The sequence below is a fragment of the Actinomycetospora chiangmaiensis DSM 45062 genome (assembly GCF_000379625.1).
In the GTDB taxonomy this organism is placed as follows: Bacteria; Actinomycetota; Actinomycetes; order Mycobacteriales; family Pseudonocardiaceae; genus Actinomycetospora; species Actinomycetospora chiangmaiensis.
The window spans coordinates 63,726-82,768 of record NZ_KB903244.1 but is presented as its reverse complement, the minus strand read 5'-3'; the positions used below and the strand labels follow the sequence as shown (position 1 = coordinate 82,768).

Below are 19,043 nucleotides of genomic sequence, written 5' to 3'. Positions count from 1 at the left end.
ATCATGACCGACACGCTGACCCTCACCCTGACCTGCCCGAACCGCAGCGGCATCGTCCACGCGGTCGCTGCCCACCTCGCCGCGCGCGGGTGCGACATCGTGGAGCACCAGCAGTTCGACGACCCGGTGCGCCGACGGCTCTTCATGCGGACCGCGATCGCCGTGCCGGACGGCATGACGGTCGACGAGGTGGCGGCGGGCTTCGACGCGGTCGCCGCCACCTTCGACATGGAGCACACGTTCCACCCGGCCCGCGCGGTGCGGGTCCTCGTGATGGTCTCGAAGCTCGGCCACTGCCTGAACGACCTCATCTACCGGTGGCGCACCGGCGGGCTGGACGCCGAGCTCGTGGGGGTCGTGTCCAACCACGAGGACCTGCGGTCGATGGCCGAGGCCGCCGGGCTGCCCTTCGTCCACCTGCCGGTGACGCCCGCGGGCAAGGCCGACGCCGAGGCGGAGCTCCTCGCCCTGGTCGAGACGCTGGACGCGGACCTGGTGGTGCTCGCCCGCTACATGCAGATCCTCTCCGACGCGACGTGCACGGCGCTGCGCGGCCGGGTGATCAACATCCACCACTCGTTCCTGCCGGGCTTCAAGGGCGCCAAGCCCTACCACCAGGCCTACGACCGCGGCGTCAAGCTCGTCGGGGCCACCGCCCACTACGTCACCGCCGACCTCGACGAGGGCCCCATCATCGAGCAGGAGGTCATCCGGATCGACCACTCCTACGACCCGCACGCCCTCCAGATGGTCGGCCGAGACGCCGAGGCGCTCGCGCTCTCGCGCGCGGTGCGCTGGCACTGCCAGCACCGGGTGCTGCTCGACGGCCACAGCACGGTCGTCCTGCGCTGACCGGAGTTCCCGACGGCGGGTCGGCGCGGGAGCCGTCGTCAGGACGTGTGGTGGCCGAGCTTCGCGGCGATCTCCGCCGCGCCCTCCCTGAGCTCGCCGACGACGGCCCGGGCCCGCCGTCGCGGCAACCGGTAGGCCGGGCCCGTGACGGACAGGGACGACCCGACGGTGCCGTCGGCCGAGAACACCGGCACCGCGACGGCGTGCATGCCCACCTCGAGCTCCTCGAAGGAGCGCGCGAAGCCCTCGTCGAACACGCGGGCGAGCTCGAGGCGCAGCGCCCCCGGCGTCACGATCGTCTCCTCGGTGAAGCGCTGCAGGGGGCGGCGCAGGACGCGGCGCCGGTCCTCGGTCTCCATCCAGGCGAGCAGGACCTTGCCGGCCGAGCTCGCGTGCAGCGGGGTCCGCCGGCCGACCCAGTTCTCGCTGACGACGGACGCGGTCCCGCTCTCCTGGGCGACGGTGATCCCGGCCTCCCCGTCGCTGACGGCGATGTTCACCGTCTCCCCGAGCGAGTCGGCGAGGCGCCGGCAGACGGGCTGCCCGAGGCGGGCGACGTCGAGCCGCGCCGTCGTGGCGGCCGCGAGCCGGATGAGGCCGAAGCTCAGCGCGTACTTCCCGCGCTCGCCGTGCTGCTCGACCAGGGACCGGTGCTCCAGCGCCGCGACCAGGCGCGAGGCCGTCGACTTGTGGACGTCGAGCGCCGCGGCGATGTCGGAGATCCCGGCCTCGCCCCGCTCCGCGATGATCTCGAGGATGGCCATCGCCCGGTCGACCGACTGGACCGCGCCGACCTTGCCGCCCCGGTCCGGCGCGACGTCGCGCGACTCCGACATCGGCCGGAGGCTACCGGTCGCCGTCGTCGGCCGTGTCGAGCGCGCGCGCGAGGTCGCGCAGCAGGAACGGCAGGCGCCCCGCGCACCGGGGGCACACGCAGTCGTGGCCGTGGACGGCGAGCTGGTCGGCCACCGCGAAGGCGTCGGCGAGGGGCTCGGTGTCGAGCGGGCGGGAGGCGGGGTCCGGGTCGGCAGTCATGGCTCGTCTCGTCCGGTGGCGGGGGCGGCGGGGTGGGTCGGGCCGGGTGGGTGGCAGCGCGGCGTCAGCCGACGCGCTCGCGGACCCAGTCGTGGAACTCCCCGATGTGGTGCTCGCTGGGCACCAGCACCCCGCCGCGGGCGTAGGAGCGCGAGTCCATCGAGACCTGGCACCGCTCGCAGGCGTCGAAGTCCTGCTGGTTGACCCGGTGGAAGAGCTCCACGGAGCGGTCGAGGTCGGCGCCGGAGTCGACGACCTCGGGGAGGTAGAGCCAGTCGCACACCACGAGCGTCCGCGCGGCGGTCAGCGGGAACATGCGGTGGAAGACCACGTGGTCGGGCACCAGGTTGACGAACACCTGCGGGCGCACCGTGATCGCGTAGTAGCGCCGGTCCTGCTCCGCGGCCACGCCCGGGATCCGTTCGTGGCCGGCCGACCCGTCGACGGTGAAGCCCGCGACGTCCTCGCCGAACGCCGCACCGTGCCCGACGAAGTACTGCGCGGCGAGGCCGTCGGCGAACTCCGGGAGCACCTCGGTGAGCTCGGGGTGGATCGTGCCGCAGTGGTAGCACTCCATGAAGTTCTCGACGATCTGCTTCCAGTTCGCCGCGACGTCGTAGGTGATGCGCCGCCCGAGCTTCAGGCCGGCGACGTCGTACCCGACGATCGCGTCGGGGGAGCCCAGCCGGGTCGTCACGTCCGCGACCACGGTCTCGTCGAACGACGGCGGCTCGTCGGCGAGGCAGACCCAGACGTAGCCGAGCCACTCCTGCACCGCGACGCGGTTCAGCCCGTACTCACGGCGGTCGATGTCGGGCATCGAGGCGATGTTCGGGGCCGCGATCAGCGTGCCGTCGAGACCGTAGGTCCACGCGTGGTACGGGCACTGGAAGGACCGCCGCACCGACCCCTTCTCCTCGGTGCACAGCCGGGCGCCGCGGTGGCGGCACACGTTGAGGTACGCGTGCACGGCGCCGGTGCGGCCCCGCGCCACGATCACGCTCTCGCGCCCCACCTGCACCGTCTCGAAGTCGCCCGCGGCCGGGATGTCCGCGGCGAGGACGGCGCAGAACCAGCCGCTCTCGAGGACGAGCGCCTGTTCGGCGGCGAAGATCGTCGGGTCGGTGTAGTACCGCCCGGGCAGCGTCGCCCGGAGGCTCGCGGGGAGCTGGGTGTCGGCCATCGAGCCGACGAACTCACCAGTGGTCATCGTGCGTGCTCCTCGACGGGGGTCGGCCGGGCGAGCGGGAGGATTCCGGGATGTCGGAACCTCGGCGGCTGAGTTGCGCGATCCGGAACGACTCTGCTCATCGCGCAACGACACCGTCCCGGGTGCCGGGGAGCCCTGTCAAGGGCCTGCTCGCCCTCCGGGCGTGATGTCCGCCCGGCGGTCGGTCCTTGACAACGCCGTCCGCGTCTTCCACCGTCTGTGTTGCGCATGAAGGATCACGTGCGCGTAGGACGCAACGTCGGTCCTCTCCCCGGTGCCGCGGCCGCGCGTTCGCGCCGTGGCGTCTCTCCCGCGTACGTAGGAGCGCGCATGAAGACGATCGCGATCGTGGGGGCCTCCGTCGCGGGGGTCCGCTCGGCGGAGGCCCTGCGGCGGGCCGGGTTCGACGGCAGGCTCGTCCTGCTCGGCGACGAGCCCCACGCCCCCTACGACCGGCCGCCGCTGTCCAAGGCCTACCTGGCTGGCCGGGCCGACGAGGCCGAGCTCGCCCTCCTGGACGACGACGACCTCGCCGACCTGTCGCTCGACCTGCGCCCCGGCGCCCGGGCCGTCGCCCTGGACAGCGCCGCCGGGCGGATCCGGCTGGCGGACGGCGCGGAGGTGGACGCCGACGGCGTCGTCGTCGCCACCGGCGGGTCCGCCCGGCGGCTGCCCGGCACCGAGGGCGTCGCGGGCGTGCACGTCCTGCGGACGCTGGACGACGCCCGCGGCCTGCGCGCGGAGCTCGTCCCGGGCGTCCGGGTCGTCGTCGTGGGCGGCGGGTTCATCGGGGCGGAGGTCGCCTCGACGTGCCGGGGCCTGGGGCTCGACGTCACCGTGCTCGACGGGCTGACCACGCCGCTCTCCCCGGTCCTCGGGGAGACGGTGGCGCGCCCCTGCGTGGCCCTCCACGCCGAGCACGGCACCATCCTGCACACCGGGGCGGTCGTCGCCGGGTTCGCCACCGCGACGACGGCGGCGGGGGAGCGGGTCACCGGGGTGCGGCTGCGCGACGGCCGGGAGGTCGCCGCGGACGTGGTGGTCGTCGGCGTCGGCATCGCGCCCACCACGGCCTGGCTGCAGGGCTCGGGGGTGAAGGTCGAGAACGGCGCGTGCACCGACGACGGCATGGTCACCGACGTCCCCACCGTCGTCGCCGTCGGGGACGTCGCCCGCTGGTCGCGCGGCCCGTCGTCGTACCGGCACGAGCACTGGACCAGCGCGGGGGAGCAGGCCGCGGTCGCCGCGACGAACCTGCTCGCGGGCACCACGGTGCGCACCGTCGCGCCGACGGGCTACGTCTGGTCGGACCAGTACGGCCGGATGCTCCAGCTCGCCGGGCACCCTGACCCCGCGGACACGGTCGAGGTCCTCTCCGGCGACGTCGACGACCGGCGCTTCGTCGCCCGGTACCGCGGGGGCGACGGCACGACGACGGGGCTGTTCGCGATGGGTGACCCCCGCGGCTTCGGCCGGCTCCGCCGCACCGAGCTGCCCCGCGCCGCCGTCCGCTGAGGCGGGTCCCCGGTCAGTCCCGGGGGTGCTCGAGGAAGACGCCGTCGGGGGAGCGCTCCGGCGGCGGGAGGTCCGCGCTCGAGGCGAGCGGCCGGGCCCCCGCGAGCGGCCGGCCGGCGCTCTCGGGGAGGAACGCCACGCTGACGATCCCGACGACCCCGGCCGCCACCAGGAACCACCCGGCCCAGTCGAGGTACCCGGTCGCCGTGGTGAGGGCGGCGATCGCGGTGGGCGAGGTGCCGGCGAAGACCGACACGGCGACGTTGAAGGTGAGGGCGAGGCCGCCGTAGCGCACCAGCGTGGGGAACACCGCGGGCAGCGTCGAGGGCGCCACCGCGGCGAAGCACACGAGGCATGCGCCCATCAGCGCGAGCCCGCCGACCTGGCCGACCGGCCCCTGGCGGAGCAGCCACACCGAGGGCAGTCCGGTGACGACGAGCGCGATGCCGCCGGTGAGCAGGACCGGCCGGCGGCCCACGCGGTCGCTCAGGCGCCCGACGGAGGTGATCACCGCCAGCATGCCCAGCATCACCGCGACCTGCAGGCCCGTGGCCGCGGCCGTCCCGCTGCCGGCCTCGCCGTACTCCACGAGCGTGCTGGTGAGGTAGGTGGGCACGTAGCTCGTCATCACGTAGTTCGCGACGTTCCAGGCGACGACCAGGCCGCCGGCGACGAGCACGCTCCGGCGGTAGCGCACGAGCACGATCCGCAGCGCGCGACGCAGCGGCATCCGCGAGACCGCGGGGGAGCGGTCCATGAGCTGGCGGAACGCGGGGGTGTCCTCCAGGCGCAGCCGCAGGTAGATGCCCGTCACGCCGAGCGGGAGCGCCAGCATGAACGGGAGCCGCCATCCCCACGCGAGCAGCGCGTCGTCGGGCAGCAGGGCGATGACCAGCGCGCTGGCCCCGGCGCCGAGGGTGTATCCCGTCAACGTCCCGAACTCCAGCCAGCTGCCGAAGAAGCCCCGTCGCCGGTCGGGCGAGTACTCGGCGATGAGCGTCAGCGCGCCGGTGTACTCCCCGCCCGCCGAGAAGCCCTGCAGCATGCGGACGACCAGGACCAGCACGGGCGCGGCGACGCCGATCGTGCCGTGCCCCGGCACGAGGCCGAGCAGGAGCGTGGCGGCCGCCATGAGCACGACGGTGGCGGAGAGGACCCTCGTGCGCCCCACGCGGTCGCCGAGCGGCCCGAAGACGAGGCCGCCGAGGGGGCGCATCACGAACGCCGCGGCGAAGGCCCCGAGGGTGTAGACGGTGGCCCACGGGCCGGCGTCGGGGAAGAAGACGCGCGAGAGCACCGTGCCGGCCAGGTAGGAGTAGAGCCCGAAGTCGTACCACTCCGCGACGTTGCCGACGGCCGCGGCGGCCGCGGCCCGGCGCAGCACGTACTCGCCCTCGACGGCCGGCGGTGCCCCGGCGCGCCGCCAGAGGTGCGGCTGGTCGACCATGCGGTTTTCCCCCGACGAGTACGGGACGGACGCGGGCGTGCCCGCAGTGTGTCATCCGGATGACGCTGCCATGGGCGACGTATTGACATATCAGTCGAGTACCAGCCGTGTCATCCAATGGCAACAGAAGGACGCGAAATCGTCCCCCGTCGCCCTTGACGGCGCTTCCCGGGATCGTCACGCTTGTGTTGCGGATCGCAGGACTGAGCGCGTAATACGCAACAGGAGCAGACATGATCTACGTGGGTGAGCTCGCGGACATCCCCGACGGCGAGTCGGTCCGGGTGGAGGGGACGGTCGCGATCGCGGTCTTCCACGTCGAGGGCGAGCTGTTCGCCATCGACGACACCTGCACCCATCAGGACGCGTCGCTCTCCGACGGGTTCCTCGAGGGGTGCGCGGTGGAGTGCCCGTTGCACGCCGCCTGCTTCGACCTGCGCACCGGGCGCCCCGACGGGCCGCCGGCGAAGAAGCCGGTGCGCACGCACGCGGTGAGCGTGACCGACGGGCAGGTCTGGGTCGTCGAGACCGTGGCCGTGCCCACCGCCGGGGTCATGGAGATGGCGCCGGCCGTCTGAACCGGCCCCGCGGCCCTACGATCGCAGGGTGACGACGAAGGTCGCGGTACCCCGGCCACCGGGCACGGTCCCACCCGCCCGCTTCCGGCCGCGGTTCCACTACGAACTCATCACCTGCGGCCTGCGGGGCCACGAGCTGCTCGGGACGGACGCCGCCGTCCTCGACTCGCCCGACCCCGGATTCGAGGTCGAGCAGGTGGTCCGGGAGGGCGAGGACTGCCGCTGGCACCGCTGCCTGCGCTGCGACTCGTGGGTGCCGCTGCCGCCTCCCGCCGCACCGAGCCGCGACCGGCTCCCCACCCGCGACGAGGTCGACCTCCCGCTGCGCGGCCGCGCGCTGCGCGACCGCTTCGTCCTGCGGCTCATCGCGATCGACCGCCTCCTGCACTTCCTGGGGCTCGGCCTCGCGGCGGTGGGGGTGTTCGTGTTCCTCGCCGACCGCGCGGCGCTGCGCACCCCGTTCTTCGCGGTGCTGGGGACCCTGAACACCATCGGGTTCGGCGAGGGCCTGCAGGACGGGTTCGTCGGCGAGCTGCGCAACGCGTTCACGGCGCAGGACCGGACCATCGTGCTCGTGGGCCTCGTCCTCGCGGCCTACGCGCTGCTCGAGGGCGTCGAGGCCCTCGGGCTGTGGTGGGGCAAGCGGTGGGCGGAGTACCTCACGCTCGTCGCGACGTCGGTGCTGCTCGTCCCCGAGATCTACGAACTGACCGGGCGGGTGACCCCGACGAAGGTCATCGCACTCGTCATCAACATCGCGGTGGTCGTATACCTGCTCTTCGCGAAGCGGCTCTTCGGACTGCGCGGCGGGGCGGCCGCCGAGGAGGCGGCCCGCGCCGAGGACCAGGGCTGGGACGCCCTCGCGCGCACCGCCCCGCGCTGACCACCCGCGGCCGGCCCGCGTCGCCCCGCGGTCAGGGCTCGCGGGCCGACCGGTAGCGCTCGGCGTCGGGACGCGGCCGTCGTCGCCAGTCCGACGCGGCCCAGCTGCGCGCCCACTCCGGCGTGGTCATGATCGGGACCAGGCCCTCCCACGACTCGGTCATCCGCGTCCACAGGTCGTCCGGGCCGTCGGCGAGGCCGTAGTTCCCGACGGCGACCGCGACGATCGCCCGCGCGGCGCGCACGGGGTCGACGCCGGGGGCCAGGAGCCCGGCCGTCTCGGCCTGCGCCAGCAGCTCGGCCGTGGAGGACTCCCAGGTCGCCATCCACGTCGTGCGGTGCTCCCGCAGGTCTGGTTCGGAGATCGCGCGGCTGATGCCGCGCACGAGCGGGTCGTGCATCCAGCGGGCGACGTAGGCGTCGGTCTCGAGCAGCAGCCGCCACATCGGGTCGGTCCCCCGCCGGGCGATCTCCTCGGTCATGAGCAGCCACGAGTCGCACACCTCGGCCAGCAGCGCCTCGGCGAGCGCGTGCTTGGACCGGAAGTGGAAGTACAGCGCGCCCTTGGTCAACCCGGCGACGGCGAGGATGTCGCTGAGGGCGGCACCGCGGTAGCCCTGCGCGTCGAAGACCGTGGCGGCGGCCAGCAGGAGCCGGCGGCGGGTGCGACGGGTCCGCTCCCCGACGTCGAGGTCGGCCCAGGCCGACACCGGGACGGGGAGTTCGGGGACCGACGTCGCGGGCTCGGACGGCGTCACGTCGATATCGTACGGTCCCGGACGATCATGGTCGCCGGAGGGCGTGGCGCGACGCGCGCTCCTCCCGGGCGGCCGCGAGCAGCGCGAGGACGGTCCGTGCGGTGCCCGGCGTCCCGGGGCCCGCCGGGCTGAAGGTCAGCATCGAGGTCCCCGCCGTCGCGTCCCGGGCCCACCGGCCGACCTCGTCGAAGATGGGCGTGGGCCGGAACGGGTCGACGTCGGAGGACCGGGCGGACGACATGCCGGATGACATGTCGGACGACGGTGCCACCGGCCGGCGGCCCGGCCCAGCGCCGTCATCACAACGGGCGTGGCCGTCCGCCCGTCCGGGGAACACCGGGCGCATGCGAGCCGTGGGAGTGACGGAGTTCGGCGGGCCCGAGGCCCTGCACGTCGTCGAGCTGCCGGACCCGGAGCCGGGACCCGGCGAGGTGGTCGTCGAGGTCGTGGCCGCCGCCGTCAGCCCCACCGACACGTTCACCCGCAACGGCGCCCGGGCCGAGGCGCTGCGGCACGACCCGCCGCCCTACGTGCCGGGCATGGACGTGGCCGGGACCGTCGTCGCGCTGGGCCCGGACACCGACGACGCCGGGCTCGCGGTCGGCGACCGGGTCATGGGCATCGTCGTGCCGTCGGGGTCCCACGGCGGCTACTCCTCCCGGATCGCGCTCCCGGTCGATTCGGTGGCGCTCGCGCCGGCGGGGGTCACCGACGCCGAGGCCGCGACGCTGCCCATGAACGGGCTCACCGCCCGGCTCGCCCTGGACCTGCTCGCCCTGCCCGCGGGCGCCACGCTCGCCGTGACGGGCGCGGCGGGTGCCTTCGGCGGCTACGTCGTGCAGCTCGCGAAGGCCGACGGGCTGCGCGTGGTGGCCGACGCGGCCGCGGCGGACGAGGACCTGGTCCGCCGCCTCGGCGCGGACGTGGTGGTCCCGCGTGGAGACGGCGTCGCGGACCGGATCCGGGAGGCCGTCGGGGGCGGGGTGGACGGCGTCGCCGACGGGTCCGTGCAGACCGATGAGCTGGTGCCGGCCCTGGTCGACGGCGGCCGGATCGCCACCGTGCGCGGCTACGCCGGACCCGAGGGCGGCAGCGGCCGGGGCATCACGTGGCACCCGGTGCGGGTCCGCGACTACGCCCGGAACCGCGCCGCCCTCGACCGGCTGCGCGAGCAGGTGGAATCCGGCGCGGTGACGCTGCGGGTGGCCGGGACGGTGCCGGCCGAGCGCGCGGCGGAGACCCACCGGCGGCTCGAGGCGGGTGGGGTCCGCGGGCGCCTGGTCATCACCTTCTGACCGACGGCTCCTGACCGACGGCTCCTGACCGACGGCCTCTCACCGACGGTCCGGGGCGTCAGACGGTCGGGAGCACCGCGATCACGAGGAGCGCGACGACGGCGAGCGCCATGCCCAGCCCCGCCACGGGACGCCGGAGCGCGGTGCGCAGGCCGACCGCGCCGGCGACGAGGCCGCCGAGGGCCAGCGCGATCCCGACGAAGCCGTCCCAGCCCAGGGCCATGCTGCCGAACGCCAGCGGGCGCAGGGAGACGAGCAGGGCCAGCACCCCGAGCGCCACGGACGTCGCCGCGGCCGGGTTGCCGGGGGTGCTCGGGTCGTCCGCGTCCTCGACGATGGGGGCCCAGCCACCGGTGGCCGGCGGGTAGGCGCCGTAGCCGTGTCCCGGGGGAGCCTGCCGGGGCATCCCGGGCGGCATCGTCGGCGGCGTCATCGGCGGCGGCGTCATCGGGGGCATCGTCGGGTGGGGCGCGTGGGGGGGCCCGGCTTGCGGCGGGCGACGGTCGGGCCGCATGGCACCGTCGCGCTCCTCCGACCCCGGTCCGGTCTGGTGTCCCGTGCCCTGACTCATGCCCCGCCCCCGATGGCGTCGGCGGCACCGCGCGGTCGCGGTGCCCTCGACCGGCGCATCGTCGGGCGGAGGGCCCGCGTTAACGCCCGACGCCGGATCGGGTGAACGGACCCTCAGCGAGCCCTCGGGCCGCGCTCAGTGGGCCTCGGCGTCGTGGGTCGCGTCCACGCACAACGTCCACAGCGCGGCCCGCTGCGCGGCGCTCTCCTCCCCGAAGAGGTAGTGCGTCGGGCGGGGCGCGCGGTCGTGCCAGAACAGTCCGCTGCAGTGGCCCGGCTCGGTGGCCGCCTGGAGCCACACCGCGGTGTCGGCGCCCTGCTCGGGCGAGCGCAACAGGGGACCGGTGAGCCGGTGGAAGCCGGGCAGCGAGTCCGCGACCCCCGGGGTGTCGGCCCAGCCGGGATGCATGCTGTGGACCACCACGCCCGCCGGGGCCAGGTCGTCGGCGAGGAGCTCGGCGAGGACCACCTGCATGCGCTTGGTGCGCGCGTACGCGGCGCCGCCGGAGTAGCGGCCCTCGGTGTACTCCGGGTCGTCGGTGCGCAGCGAGGCGGTGTACATCCCGCCCGAGGAGACGAGCACGACGCGGGCCGGGAGGCCCGGCCGGTCCGGCGGCGATCCGGCCCGCAGCAGCGGCAGCAGCTCGCGCGTGAGGAGGAACGGAGCGAGCACGTGGGTGGCGAGGCAGAGCTCGTGGCCCTGCCGGGTCTCGGTGCGCTCGGCGGGCAGCACCCCGGCGTTGTGGACCAGGCCGTGCAGGGCGAGCAGGCGGTCGCGGGCGTCGAGGGCGTAGCGGCGGACGTCCGCCAGGTCGGACAGGTCGCAGCGGGCGACCGTGATCCGCGCCTGCGGGTGCGTCGCGAGGATGGCGTCGCGGGTGGCCTCCCCGCGGGCGCGGTCGCGCACGACGAGCTCCACCGCGGCGCCCAGCCCGGCGAGGCCCGCCGCGGTGGCGGTCCCGAGCCCCGAGCTCGCGCCGGTCACCGCGACGGTGCGGCCCTGGAGGGCGTCCGGGGCGAGCGCGGGCCAGCTCGCGGAGCGGGCGAGGTAGCCCAGCCTCGAGTAGCCGGGGACGACGAGGCGGTCGAGCGCGGCGTCGACCAGGCGCGGGAGTCGCGGGAGCGGCACGGGACAGGATCCTACGGGCGCGGGGAGCACGCACGCAGGACCGTGATCATCGGCTCACGGTGCCCGTCGTCCGAGCTCCGCCGCGCTCCGTCTCACGGTGCTCCTGGTTCGAGCTCCGCTGCGCTCCGTCTCACGGTGGACAGACGGTCTCCTCGCGCGGCACGTCCTGGCGGAGCAGGTAGTCGTCCACGATCCCGCTGATGCACGGCGTGGCCGGGTACGCCCCGTGCCCGGCGCCGAGCCACGACACGAGCGCGGAGCCCTGCATCCCGGCCGCCACGCGCTGGCTCTCCGTGAGCGGGACGACAGGGTCGGCCGAGGTGCCGAGCAGGAGGGTGGGCACCGCGGTCCCGGCGAGCGGGGCCGGGACGTCCGTGGGCACCGGCCACGACGAGCACACCAGCGCCCGCTGCGCGAACCAGCCGCCGAACACCGGGTCGACGGCGCGTTCCCGGCCCGCGGCCTGGGCCACCTGGTCCACCGTCGGCCGCTCCGCCTCCTCGTTGCAGGTGGAGACCAGCCCGAGGTCGAACCCGCCGTCGTCCTCGGTCCGCGCGGCGAGGGCGAGGACCCCCGCGGGGTCCCCGGACCGCGCCGCGGCGAGGGCGGTGGCGAGCGCGGGCCACCGGTCGGGGTCGGCCAGGGCGGGCACGAGCACGCTGACCACGGTCCCCGCGGTCACCCGCCGTCCGGGGACCGCCCCGGTCGCGGTCGGCGAGGCCGGGAGCGGGGCCGTCCGCAGCCGGGCGACGAGGTCGGCGACGGCCCCCCGCGCGTCGGCGCCGAGGGGGCAGCCGGTCGCCGCGCAGTTCTGGGCGAACGCGTCGAGGGCCTGACGGGCGGCGGCGGCCCGCTGATCGGCGGTGAGGCCGACCGGGGCGGTCGGGTCGGGCAGCGCGTCGAGGACGAGCCGCCCCTGCTGCTCGGGGTGGTTCTGGGCCCACCGGGCGAGGGTGGCGGCGCCACCGCCGAGGCCGACGGCGTGCAGCCGCACCGCGCCCAGGGCGCGGCGGACCTGGTCGAGGTCGTCGGCGTCGGTCGCGGTGTCGTACTCGGTGAGGGAGTCCTCCAGCAGCTGCGAGCACGTCCGGGCCGCCGTCGCCGCGGCCGCCGCCAGGGGGGCGAGCGCGGTGGGGTCGGCGGCGGCCGGGTCGGTGTCGGCGAGGGCGGCCCGGGTGCCGGGGGTGATGCAGTCGACGCCGCCGGCGGACGCGCCCCGGACGTCCACGCCGTAGAGCGTGCGCCCGTCGAGCAGGTCGACGGGGGCCCGCGCGGCCAGTCGCACGGCCTGCTCGACCCCGGTCCGCCGCCCCGGGTCCCCGAGCACGGCGATCGGGACCGTGGGGACGCCGGGCGCCGGGCCGAGGGTCACGCGGACGACGTCGACCTCGGCGGCGCTGGTCCCCGAGCCGCTCGCGAAGGCACCCCCCACCGGCACCGACGCGCACCCCAGCCGCAGGTCGCGCCCCCCGAACGCCGCGGCGCCCCCCAGCCGGGTGAGCTGCCCGGCGGTGCACTCGGTGAAGTCGAGCTGCGGGCTGGACGCGATCAGCGGGGGCAGCAGGGACGGCGGCGGGGACGGCGGGGCGGAGGTCCCCGAGGGCGGGGCGGCGGGCTCGTCGCTGTTCACGGTGGCGACCGGCGGGCGACGGCTCGGGCCGACGGCACACCCGGCGAGGACCACCGCGAGCAGCACGAGGAGCAACCACCTGGGACGACGGATGGCGGGACCTCTCGACGGGCGGGGACGGGCGCGCGCCCATGATGCCCGGCGTCCGGTCGCCCCGCGGTGAGGGCCCGGGAGCAGGCCCCGGGAGCGCCCTACCGGGTCGGCGGCAGGATGTCGGCGAGGTCGAAGCTGGTCGGGCGGTCCAGCTGGTCGTAGGTGCACGACGACGGGTCGCGGTCCGGGCGCCAGCGCACGAACTGCGTGGTGTGCCGGAAGCGGTCGCCCTCGAGGTAGTCGTAGCGCACCTCGACGACCCGCTCGGGCCGCAGCGGCACGAACGACAGGTCCTTGCCCGCGTTCCACCGGCTGGTCTCGTTCTTGCGCGGGGTGCGCTCGCCCTGCTCGTGCGCGGCCCAGTTCCACGGGTGGTCGTCGAAGGTCGTCACCAGCGGCGCCAGCTCCGCCATGAGCTCCCGACGGCGGGCCATGGTGAAGGCACCGACCACGCCCACGCTCGCGAGGGTGCCGTCGGCGGTGTGGAGCCCGAGCAGCAGCGACCCGAGCGCGTCCGGCCCGGACTTGTGCACCCGGTAGCCCGCGACCACGCAGTCGGCGGTCCGCACGTGCTTGATCTTGCTCATGACGCGTTTGTCGGGCTGGTAGGTCAGGTCCGGCTTCTTCGCGATGAGCCCGTCCAGCCCCGCCCCCTCGAAGCGGACGAACCAGTCCTGCGCCTCGTCGTGGTCGGTGGTCATCGGCGTGACGTGCACCGAGGCCCGGTCGTCCACCGCCTCGACGAGGCGGGCGCGGCGCTCGGCGAACGGGCGCCGGGTCAGGTCCTCGTCGTCGAGCGCGAGCAGGTCGAACGCCACGAACGACGCGGGGGTCTGCTCGGCGAGCAGGGTGACCCGGGAGACGGCGGGGTGGATGCGCTGCTGGAGTGCCTCGAAGTCCAGACCGTGCCCGTCGGGGGTGGCGACGATGATCTCGCCGTCGACCACGCAGCGCGGGGGCAGGTGCTCCCGGAGGGCCTCGACCACCTCCGGGAAGTACCGCGTCATCGGCTTGGTGTTGCGGCTGCCGATCTCCACCTCGTCGCCGTCGCGGAACACCACGGCCCGGAAGCCGTCCCACTTCGGCTCGAAGCACTGGCCGTCCGGGATCGACGTCACGGGCTTGGCCAGCATCGGCAGCACCGGGGGCATCACGGGCAGGTCCACCGCGACAGTCTCCCCCTCCCGTCCCGTCCTACTGCACGCGCGGGCTGTGCGAGGCCGTCGCGTCGAGCTCGAGGCGGACCGCCGTGGGCAGGGCGTCCACCGAGAAGGCCTGGCGCGCCCGGGCGAGGACCCGGCCGTCGATGTCGGCCCAGACGTCGCGCACGTCGGTGCCCTCGACGAGCCACAGCGACATCCGCAGCGCCGGCCGGCGCTCGGTGCCGACCATGCGGACGCGCGCGCGGCTGACGCCGTCGATGGCCTCGGCGTCGTGCCGGACGGCGTCGGCGACGGCGGAGTGGTCGACGGTGAGGCGCTCGCCGGGGGTCTCGGAGAGCACCACGTCCGGGCGCGGCTCGGGGCGCAGCGACCGGACCGCCCAGACCAGCCCGACGACGAGCAGCACGACCCCCGCGGCGATCGCGATCCAGCGGGTCAGGTCGACGTTCCGGGCCACCCAACCCGTGAGGACGGGGTCGAACAGCGGGCGCTGGGCGCGGTTGGACCCGAACACGCCGGCGCCGAGCAGGACGACCAGCACCCCGAGTGCGAGCAGGACGAGGCCCGAGAGGACGACGAGCGTGCGGTCGCCCGCGGCGGAGCGGGCGACGGCGGCCCGGGAGCGACGGCTCACTTGACCCCCTTGGTGGCGGCGACGGAGACGGAGACCCGCGGGCGGCGGGCGAGCGGGAGGCGGCCGAGGACCTCGTCGACACGCTCGCGCAGCGCCGTGCGGACCTCGTCGGGCGGGTCGAGCGTGCCCGCCTTCACGACCACCTTCTTCTGCGAGGCCACCACGGACGCCGACACGACGTCGGCGTGGGACCGGACCTCGTGCCCGACGGCCCGGGCGAGCGAGCGCGGGGAGGTGGTGACGGTGACCTCGGGGACCGGCTCGGTGAGCGCGACGTCGTGCCGGCGGGCCACCAGGCCGACCAGGAGCACGAGCAGGCCGACCACGCCGACGCCGATCGCGACGCCGCGCACGGTGCCCGACGACCAGGTCAGGCCGGCGACCGTGGCCTGCCAGGTCGGCCACGGGACGACGAGCGGCGACGACGCGGGCGCGACCCAGGCGACGATCACCTCGAGGGCGGTCACCACCCCGATCGCGGCGACGAGCAGACCGAGCAGCGGCGAGAGCAGCCGCAGGACGACACGCATCACTGCACCCGGGAGGTCGGGGCCGGTGGGCCGGAGGGGATCGAGAGGGCGGAGACGGTGACGTCGAGCGAGCGCACCGCGTACCCGGTGAGGGTCTGGATGCGGTCCCGGACGTTGCCGCGGACGGCCTCGACGGTGAGCGCGATCGGCGCGGGGTAGGCCAGTGGCACCTCGAGCCGCAGGTCGACCTGGCCGCCGTACCCGGACACCTTGGCCGAGGACCCGGCCTCGCCGAACCCCAGCCCGGCGACCCGGCGCTCGGTGCGCACCGTGCCCTCGGTGGAGTCCGCCGCGTGCTCCGCGATGCGACGCACCACGCCGAACGCGATGTCGAGCCGCCCGCGCTCGCCGACCTCGTCGGCGGCGTCGACGGGCGGCGACGCGACGACCGGCACCGGGGTGGTGGCGTCCGAGGACGGGGTGCTCATCGGTCGCGACCGCGGCCGGTGAACTGCGTGATGTCGAGCTCGCCGTCGAGCACGCGGCCGACGACGAGACCCAGGATGCCGAGGACGAGGGCGATGAAGAAACCGACGAGACCGCCGGCGGCGGCCGCGACGCCGAGCAGGAGGCCGACGAACAGGCCGGCCGTGGTGGCGCTCATGGGGGACCTTCCGGTTGCGTGGGGGTTCAGACGACCCGGCGGATACGGACCGGGTTGAGCGGGGCGCGGCCCAGCCAGCGACGGCCGGCCCGCAGGGTGCGGGGGACGACGTGGCCGGAGACCGCGACGATCGGGGCGTCGAGCCGCGGGTCGTCGTCGGCGATCCGCCACCGCGGCGCGGCGTCGGTGCCGGCCGGGTCGTGCCCGCCGTCCCCGTCCGGGACGGCCTCGAACGGGGAGCGACCGGCGCGGAACGCCGCCAGACCCCGGCGGAAGGTCTCCGGGTCGCCGCCGACGTCGGGGTGGTGCCGACGGGCGAAGGCCCGGAACTCGCCGGCCGGGGTCGGGGCGGCGCTCACGGGGTGCTCACGACCGCGCGCGCCCGGTGGCCGCGGCGGCCTCCGCCGGGTCGGTCGGGTCGGCGAGGTCGGTGACGACGACGTCGACCCGACGGGCGCCGGTCTCGGCCGCGACGAGGGCGCGCAGCGCCTCGACGGTCGGCCGGACCCGGGCACCGAGGCGCAGCACCACGCTGATCCGGGTCGGCTCGTCCGCGTCGCCGAGGGCGACGCCGACCAGCCGACGGCCGGGCAGGTAGGTGGCCACGGAGCCGAACGTCCCACCGGACAGGCGGACGACGTCCGGGTGGGCGAGGAGCGCCCCCGCGACACGCTCGGAGAGCGAGCCGAGGCCCGGGGCGTCGGGCGAGCCCGGGGACACGGCCCGCACGCCCGCCGCCGCGGCCGTGCCGAGCTGCGGGCCCGATGGTGGCACCGCGCCCGCTCCGACGGCCGGGCCCCGCCCGGCGGGGCCGCTCACTCGACCCGCGAGGTCGGGGCCGGCGCGGGCTCGGCGTCGTTGTCGTCGCCGGGCATGTGGATGTCGTTGACGGCGATGTTGACCTCGATGACCTCGAGGCCGGTCATCTGTTCGACGGCGCCGATGACGTTGCGTCGCACCGCGCGGGCGAGCTCGACGATCCCGGCGCCGTACTCGACGACGATGTCGAGATCGATCGCGGCCTGCTTCTCGCCGACCTCGACCTGTACGCCCGCCGCCTGCGAGGTGCCGGTGCCGCCGGGGATGCGCTCGCGGATCGCCCCGAAGGCGCGGGAGACGCCGCCGCCCATCGAGTAGACGCCGGAGACCTCGCGGGCCGCGATGCCGGCGATCTTCTGCACCACGCCGGAGGCGATCGTGGTCTTGCCCTGGCCCGAGTCGTCGGCGAGACGGGCGGGGTTGGCGCCACCGGTCCGCGGCGCGGCCGGCGTGGTCGTGGCCGAGTCGGAAGGGGTCGTCATGAGGGGCGCTCCTCTGCGCAGGGGTTCGGGGGGCGGTCGTGCACCGCCGTCGGCTGCGACCGCTGTGCGGGGCCGACTACCCGTCCGACACCCTGCGACGGAAGACCGTCACGGATTGTCACTCGAACGGACGAACGGCGTACCGCAGCAACAGTCCGTCGTCGTGCGCCAGGGCGGAGACGAGGTGCAGCGGCAGCGGCACCGGGAGCTCCGGACCGGCCAGGATGCGGCCGGGTCCGGAGCCCACCAGTTGGGGGGCGAGCGACAGACACAGCTCGTCGACCAGCCCGGCGCCCGCGAAGGACCCGACGAGGGCCGGTCCGCCCTCGCAGAGCACCCGGCGGCACCCTCGGGCGGCGAGGGCGTCGAGGACGGCGGCGGGGGAGAGGTCGCCCGCGTCGAGGACCTCGGCGACCGCGCCGTAGCGCCGGCGCGCCTCGGGCGCCGCCCCGGTGGTGGTGACGACGAGCGGGGGGACGGCGGTGTCGGTGAACAACGCGGCCCCCGGATCGAGGCGCGGCGCGGCCGTCACCACGGCGACCGGGGGCACCGCGGCCTGGCCGCGCGCCCGCCGCCGGGCCCGTGCGGGCGCCGACGTCCGCGCCCCCCGGTAGTTCTCGGCGCGGACCGTGCCCGACCCGGCCACGATCACGTCGGCCAGCTCCCGGAGCACCCCGAAGACCGTCCGGTCACCCGGTGCGGCCAGACCGGTGGAGCGCCCGTCGACACTCACCGCGCCGTCGGCGCTGGCGACGAAGTTGACCCGGACGAACGGCCGGTCGGCAGGCGCGGGGTGGGTGTAGAGGTCCGCGAGGGCGGTCCGGTCGAGTTCCCCGGCCGGACCGCCCGGCGGCCACACGTGCCTCACGGCCGCCTCACTGCTGCGTGCGCTGCTGCAGGTCGTCGATCGCGCGGGACGCCTGCGACTTCGTCAGGTCCGCCGGCGGCTCCTCCCCGGCCCGCTGGGCGAGCGTCTCCAGGTAGCTGGCCTGCGGGCCCGTCATCGGCTCGTCCCCGGTGACCCACTGGTCGGTGGGCCGTTCCTGGCGGTCCGAGTCGGCCGAGCCCTGCAGCCGCTCGATCTCGTCGGATGCCTGCGCCTTCGTCAGGTCGGTGGGCGGCTCCTCGCCCGCCTGCTGCGCCAGCGTCTCGAGGTAGCTGGCCTGCGGACCGGTCATCGGCTCGTCGCCGGTGACCCAGTTCGCCGGGTCCTTCTCCGCGACGGACCCCTCGCCCTGCTGCTTCACCTCGTGCGGATCCGGAGGTGTGACGCCCGTGTGACGGGCAGGGTCTTGGCCGGACGGCGTGTCGCCCGGCAGACTGTCCCGCGTGTCGGTCTCGCTCATGATGGCTCCCGAGGTCTCGGCCGTCGTGCGGCGTGGTCGGCTGGTGACGGGCGACGATCGGACCGCGGGTCGGCACAGACCCGCCGCTCGATCGAACACCCGTTCGACACGGTAACGGCATACCCCGACACCGGGGCCCCGATACCCGACGGTCCCCGCAGATCGGGCTGCGGCAGGGACCGTCGGACGACCGGGACCGGCCGCCCGCCGCGGTGACCCCGCGCGGCGAGCCGGACGCCGTACCACCACCACACGTGCCACCGCCGCGGACAGCGTCGTCCCCGCGCGGTGACACCCGGGCGGCCGGCTCGTTGCCGCAACGTGGCGATCAGCACGGTTCGGATCGGTCGGCGATGCGTGCGCTCGGCGATCGCCACCGTTAACGTCAGGTTGCTTGGGCCACCACCCGGCTCGACGTCCGGCGCGGGACGCACGGACGCGACCCGGCCGACGGAGCCGGCCCGATCCCCA

The 19,043-nt window shown here is 75.6% G+C and carries 23 protein-coding genes and 2 pseudogenes; 5 read left to right on the top strand and 20 right to left on the bottom strand.

Going from position 1 to position 19,043, the window contains the following annotated elements; all coding sequences use genetic code 11:
• Nucleotides 1-3: 3 nt before the first annotated feature.
• Nucleotides 4-852 (top strand): formyltetrahydrofolate deformylase, encoded by an 849-nt coding sequence (gene purU / locus A3CO_RS0122180; protein ID WP_018334446.1) that lies wholly within the window; start codon nucleotides 4-6, stop codon nucleotides 850-852.
• 38 nt (nucleotides 853-890) lie between these two features.
• Here the strand turns inward: purU and A3CO_RS0122175 are convergent, their stop codons facing one another.
• From A3CO_RS0122175 to A3CO_RS0122165, 3 genes are all read right to left on the bottom strand, one after another.
• On the bottom strand, nucleotides 891-1,688 hold the full coding sequence (locus tag A3CO_RS0122175) for an IclR family transcriptional regulator (RefSeq protein WP_018334445.1): 798 nt from the start codon (nucleotides 1,686-1,688) through the stop codon (nucleotides 891-893).
• A 10-nt stretch (nucleotides 1,689-1,698) separates the two neighbouring features.
• Nucleotides 1,699-1,887 carry a hypothetical protein gene (locus A3CO_RS0122170; RefSeq protein ID WP_018334444.1) on the bottom strand — a complete coding sequence of 63 codons (189 nt, stop codon included), beginning with the start codon at nucleotides 1,885-1,887 and terminating at the stop codon, nucleotides 1,699-1,701.
• Between the two features lie 64 nt (nucleotides 1,888-1,951).
• Nucleotides 1,952-3,070: an aromatic ring-hydroxylating oxygenase subunit alpha gene (locus A3CO_RS0122165; RefSeq protein WP_211214541.1), complete on the bottom strand. Its 1,119-nt coding sequence runs from the start codon at nucleotides 3,068-3,070 to the stop codon at nucleotides 1,952-1,954.
• A 357-nt stretch (nucleotides 3,071-3,427) separates the two neighbouring features.
• Here A3CO_RS0122165 and A3CO_RS0122160 point away from each other — a divergent pair, with 357 nt between their 5' ends.
• A complete protein-coding gene (locus A3CO_RS0122160; RefSeq protein ID WP_018334442.1) occupies nucleotides 3,428-4,612 on the top strand; it encodes an NAD(P)/FAD-dependent oxidoreductase in 1,185 nt (394 codons plus the stop codon).
• 13 nt (nucleotides 4,613-4,625) lie between these two features.
• Here A3CO_RS0122160 and A3CO_RS0122155 read toward each other — a convergent pair whose 3' ends face one another.
• Nucleotides 4,626-6,059 (bottom strand): MFS transporter, encoded by a 1,434-nt coding sequence (locus tag A3CO_RS0122155; RefSeq protein WP_018334441.1) that lies wholly within the window; start codon nucleotides 6,057-6,059, stop codon nucleotides 4,626-4,628.
• A 233-nt stretch (nucleotides 6,060-6,292) separates the two neighbouring features.
• On the opposite strand from A3CO_RS0122155, the gene A3CO_RS0122150 reads away from it, so the two are divergent.
• Both A3CO_RS0122150 and A3CO_RS0122145 read left to right on the top strand, forming a co-directional pair.
• On the top strand, nucleotides 6,293-6,637 hold the full coding sequence (locus A3CO_RS0122150) for a bifunctional 3-phenylpropionate/cinnamic acid dioxygenase ferredoxin subunit (protein WP_018334440.1): 345 nt from the start codon (nucleotides 6,293-6,295) through the stop codon (nucleotides 6,635-6,637).
• 28 nt (nucleotides 6,638-6,665) lie between these two features.
• On the top strand, nucleotides 6,666-7,520 hold the full coding sequence (locus A3CO_RS0122145; RefSeq protein ID WP_018334439.1) for a DUF2127 domain-containing protein: 855 nt from the start codon (nucleotides 6,666-6,668) through the stop codon (nucleotides 7,518-7,520).
• A 31-nt stretch (nucleotides 7,521-7,551) separates the two neighbouring features.
• On the opposite strand, the gene A3CO_RS38785 is transcribed toward A3CO_RS0122145, so the two are convergent.
• Both A3CO_RS38785 and A3CO_RS0122135 read right to left on the bottom strand, forming a co-directional pair.
• A complete protein-coding gene (locus tag A3CO_RS38785) occupies nucleotides 7,552-8,277 on the bottom strand; it encodes a TetR/AcrR family transcriptional regulator (protein WP_018334438.1) in 726 nt (241 codons plus the stop codon).
• A gap of 25 nt (nucleotides 8,278-8,302) precedes the next feature.
• The gene (locus A3CO_RS0122135) at nucleotides 8,303-8,530 is read right to left on the bottom strand and encodes a hypothetical protein (RefSeq protein ID WP_157647786.1); all 228 of its coding nucleotides are present in this window, start codon (nucleotides 8,528-8,530) and stop codon (nucleotides 8,303-8,305) included.
• 91 nt (nucleotides 8,531-8,621) lie between these two features.
• On the opposite strand from A3CO_RS0122135, the gene A3CO_RS0122130 reads away from it, so the two are divergent.
• Nucleotides 8,622-9,572: an alcohol dehydrogenase catalytic domain-containing protein gene (locus tag A3CO_RS0122130; protein WP_026204866.1), complete on the top strand. Its 951-nt coding sequence runs from the start codon at nucleotides 8,622-8,624 to the stop codon at nucleotides 9,570-9,572.
• A 58-nt stretch (nucleotides 9,573-9,630) separates the two neighbouring features.
• On the opposite strand, the gene A3CO_RS0122125 is transcribed toward A3CO_RS0122130, so the two are convergent.
• From A3CO_RS0122125 to A3CO_RS40470, 14 genes and pseudogenes are all read right to left on the bottom strand, one after another.
• The gene (locus A3CO_RS0122125; protein WP_018334435.1) at nucleotides 9,631-10,020 is read right to left on the bottom strand and encodes a hypothetical protein; all 390 of its coding nucleotides are present in this window, start codon (nucleotides 10,018-10,020) and stop codon (nucleotides 9,631-9,633) included.
• A gap of 258 nt (nucleotides 10,021-10,278) precedes the next feature.
• Entirely contained in the window at nucleotides 10,279-11,271 is a 993-nt protein-coding gene (locus A3CO_RS0122120; RefSeq protein ID WP_018334434.1) for an SDR family NAD(P)-dependent oxidoreductase, read from the bottom strand.
• 130 nt (nucleotides 11,272-11,401) lie between these two features.
• Nucleotides 11,402-12,967, bottom strand: coding sequence for an alpha/beta hydrolase (locus tag A3CO_RS0122115; protein ID WP_018334433.1), 1,566 nt, complete (start codon nucleotides 12,965-12,967; stop codon nucleotides 11,402-11,404).
• Between the two features lie 125 nt (nucleotides 12,968-13,092).
• On the bottom strand, nucleotides 13,093-14,160 hold the full coding sequence (locus A3CO_RS0122110) for an ATP-dependent DNA ligase (RefSeq protein WP_018334432.1): 1,068 nt from the start codon (nucleotides 14,158-14,160) through the stop codon (nucleotides 13,093-13,095).
• 28 nt (nucleotides 14,161-14,188) lie between these two features.
• Nucleotides 14,189-14,791, bottom strand: a complete 603-nt coding sequence (locus A3CO_RS0122105) for an alkaline shock response membrane anchor protein AmaP (RefSeq protein ID WP_018334431.1) — start codon at nucleotides 14,789-14,791, stop codon at nucleotides 14,189-14,191.
• Nucleotides 14,788-15,321, bottom strand: a complete 534-nt coding sequence (locus A3CO_RS37645) for a DUF6286 domain-containing protein (RefSeq protein ID WP_026204864.1) — start codon at nucleotides 15,319-15,321, stop codon at nucleotides 14,788-14,790. The genes A3CO_RS0122105 and A3CO_RS37645 overlap by 4 nt, the downstream gene beginning before the upstream one ends.
• On the bottom strand, nucleotides 15,321-15,749 hold the full coding sequence (locus tag A3CO_RS33790) for an Asp23/Gls24 family envelope stress response protein (protein WP_018334429.1): 429 nt from the start codon (nucleotides 15,747-15,749) through the stop codon (nucleotides 15,321-15,323). Before A3CO_RS33790 ends, A3CO_RS37645 begins: the two co-directional genes overlap by 1 nt.
• A complete protein-coding gene (locus A3CO_RS0122090) occupies nucleotides 15,746-15,925 on the bottom strand; it encodes a hypothetical protein (protein ID WP_018334428.1) in 180 nt (59 codons plus the stop codon). Before A3CO_RS0122090 ends, A3CO_RS33790 begins: the two co-directional genes overlap by 4 nt.
• 26 nt (nucleotides 15,926-15,951) lie before the next feature.
• Entirely contained in the window at nucleotides 15,952-16,284 is a 333-nt protein-coding gene (locus A3CO_RS0122085) for a hypothetical protein (RefSeq protein WP_018334427.1), read from the bottom strand.
• 7 nt (nucleotides 16,285-16,291) lie between these two features.
• Complete coding sequence (locus A3CO_RS0122080) at nucleotides 16,292-16,744, bottom strand: hypothetical protein (protein ID WP_018334426.1); 453 nt, start codon at nucleotides 16,742-16,744, stop codon at nucleotides 16,292-16,294.
• Nucleotides 16,741-17,226 carry an Asp23/Gls24 family envelope stress response protein gene (locus A3CO_RS0122075; protein ID WP_018334425.1) on the bottom strand — a complete coding sequence of 162 codons (486 nt, stop codon included), beginning with the start codon at nucleotides 17,224-17,226 and terminating at the stop codon, nucleotides 16,741-16,743. Before A3CO_RS0122075 ends, A3CO_RS0122080 begins: the two co-directional genes overlap by 4 nt.
• 118 nt (nucleotides 17,227-17,344) lie before the next feature.
• Nucleotides 17,345-18,094 carry a pyrimidine reductase family protein gene (locus A3CO_RS33785; protein WP_018334424.1) on the bottom strand — a complete coding sequence of 250 codons (750 nt, stop codon included), beginning with the start codon at nucleotides 18,092-18,094 and terminating at the stop codon, nucleotides 17,345-17,347.
• A 7-nt stretch (nucleotides 18,095-18,101) separates the two neighbouring features.
• Nucleotides 18,102-18,257 (bottom strand): annotated as a pseudogene (locus A3CO_RS40475) (DUF3072 domain-containing protein); the annotation flags it as partial.
• A 36-nt stretch (nucleotides 18,258-18,293) separates the two neighbouring features.
• Nucleotides 18,294-18,473, bottom strand: a pseudogene (locus A3CO_RS40470) (DUF3072 domain-containing protein); the annotation flags it as partial.
• Nucleotides 18,474-19,043: the final 570 nt, after the last annotated feature.

What these genes read in the sequence shown, in the direction of transcription:
- purU (WP_018334446.1), top strand. Translation starts at nt 4, where the DNA reads ATGACCGACACGCTGACCCTCACCCTGACCTGCCCGAACCGCAGCGGC.
- A3CO_RS0122175 (WP_018334445.1), bottom strand. Translation starts at nt 1,688, where the DNA reads ATGTCGGAGTCGCGCGACGTCGCGCCGGACCGGGGCGGCAAGGTCGGC.
- A3CO_RS0122170 (WP_018334444.1), bottom strand. Translation starts at nt 1,887, where the DNA reads ATGACTGCCGACCCGGACCCCGCCTCCCGCCCGCTCGACACCGAGCCC.
- A3CO_RS0122165 (WP_211214541.1), bottom strand. Translation starts at nt 3,070, where the DNA reads ATGGCCGACACCCAGCTCCCCGCGAGCCTCCGGGCGACGCTGCCCGGG.
- A3CO_RS0122160 (WP_018334442.1), top strand. Translation starts at nt 3,428, where the DNA reads ATGAAGACGATCGCGATCGTGGGGGCCTCCGTCGCGGGGGTCCGCTCG.
- A3CO_RS0122155 (WP_018334441.1), bottom strand. Translation starts at nt 6,059, where the DNA reads ATGGTCGACCAGCCGCACCTCTGGCGGCGCGCCGGGGCACCGCCGGCC.
- A3CO_RS0122150 (WP_018334440.1), top strand. Translation starts at nt 6,293, where the DNA reads ATGATCTACGTGGGTGAGCTCGCGGACATCCCCGACGGCGAGTCGGTC.
- A3CO_RS0122135 (WP_157647786.1), bottom strand. Translation starts at nt 8,530, where the DNA reads ATGTCATCCGGCATGTCGTCCGCCCGGTCCTCCGACGTCGACCCGTTC.
- A3CO_RS0122130 (WP_026204866.1), top strand. Translation starts at nt 8,622, where the DNA reads ATGCGAGCCGTGGGAGTGACGGAGTTCGGCGGGCCCGAGGCCCTGCAC.
- A3CO_RS0122125 (WP_018334435.1), bottom strand. Translation starts at nt 10,020, where the DNA reads ATGACGCCGCCGCCGATGACGCCGCCGACGATGCCGCCCGGGATGCCC.
- A3CO_RS37645 (WP_026204864.1), bottom strand. Translation starts at nt 15,321, where the DNA reads ATGCGTGTCGTCCTGCGGCTGCTCTCGCCGCTGCTCGGTCTGCTCGTC.
- A3CO_RS33790 (WP_018334429.1), bottom strand. Translation starts at nt 15,749, where the DNA reads ATGAGCACCCCGTCCTCGGACGCCACCACCCCGGTGCCGGTCGTCGCG.
- A3CO_RS0122090 (WP_018334428.1), bottom strand. Translation starts at nt 15,925, where the DNA reads ATGAGCGCCACCACGGCCGGCCTGTTCGTCGGCCTCCTGCTCGGCGTC.
- A3CO_RS0122075 (WP_018334425.1), bottom strand. Translation starts at nt 17,226, where the DNA reads ATGACGACCCCTTCCGACTCGGCCACGACCACGCCGGCCGCGCCGCGG.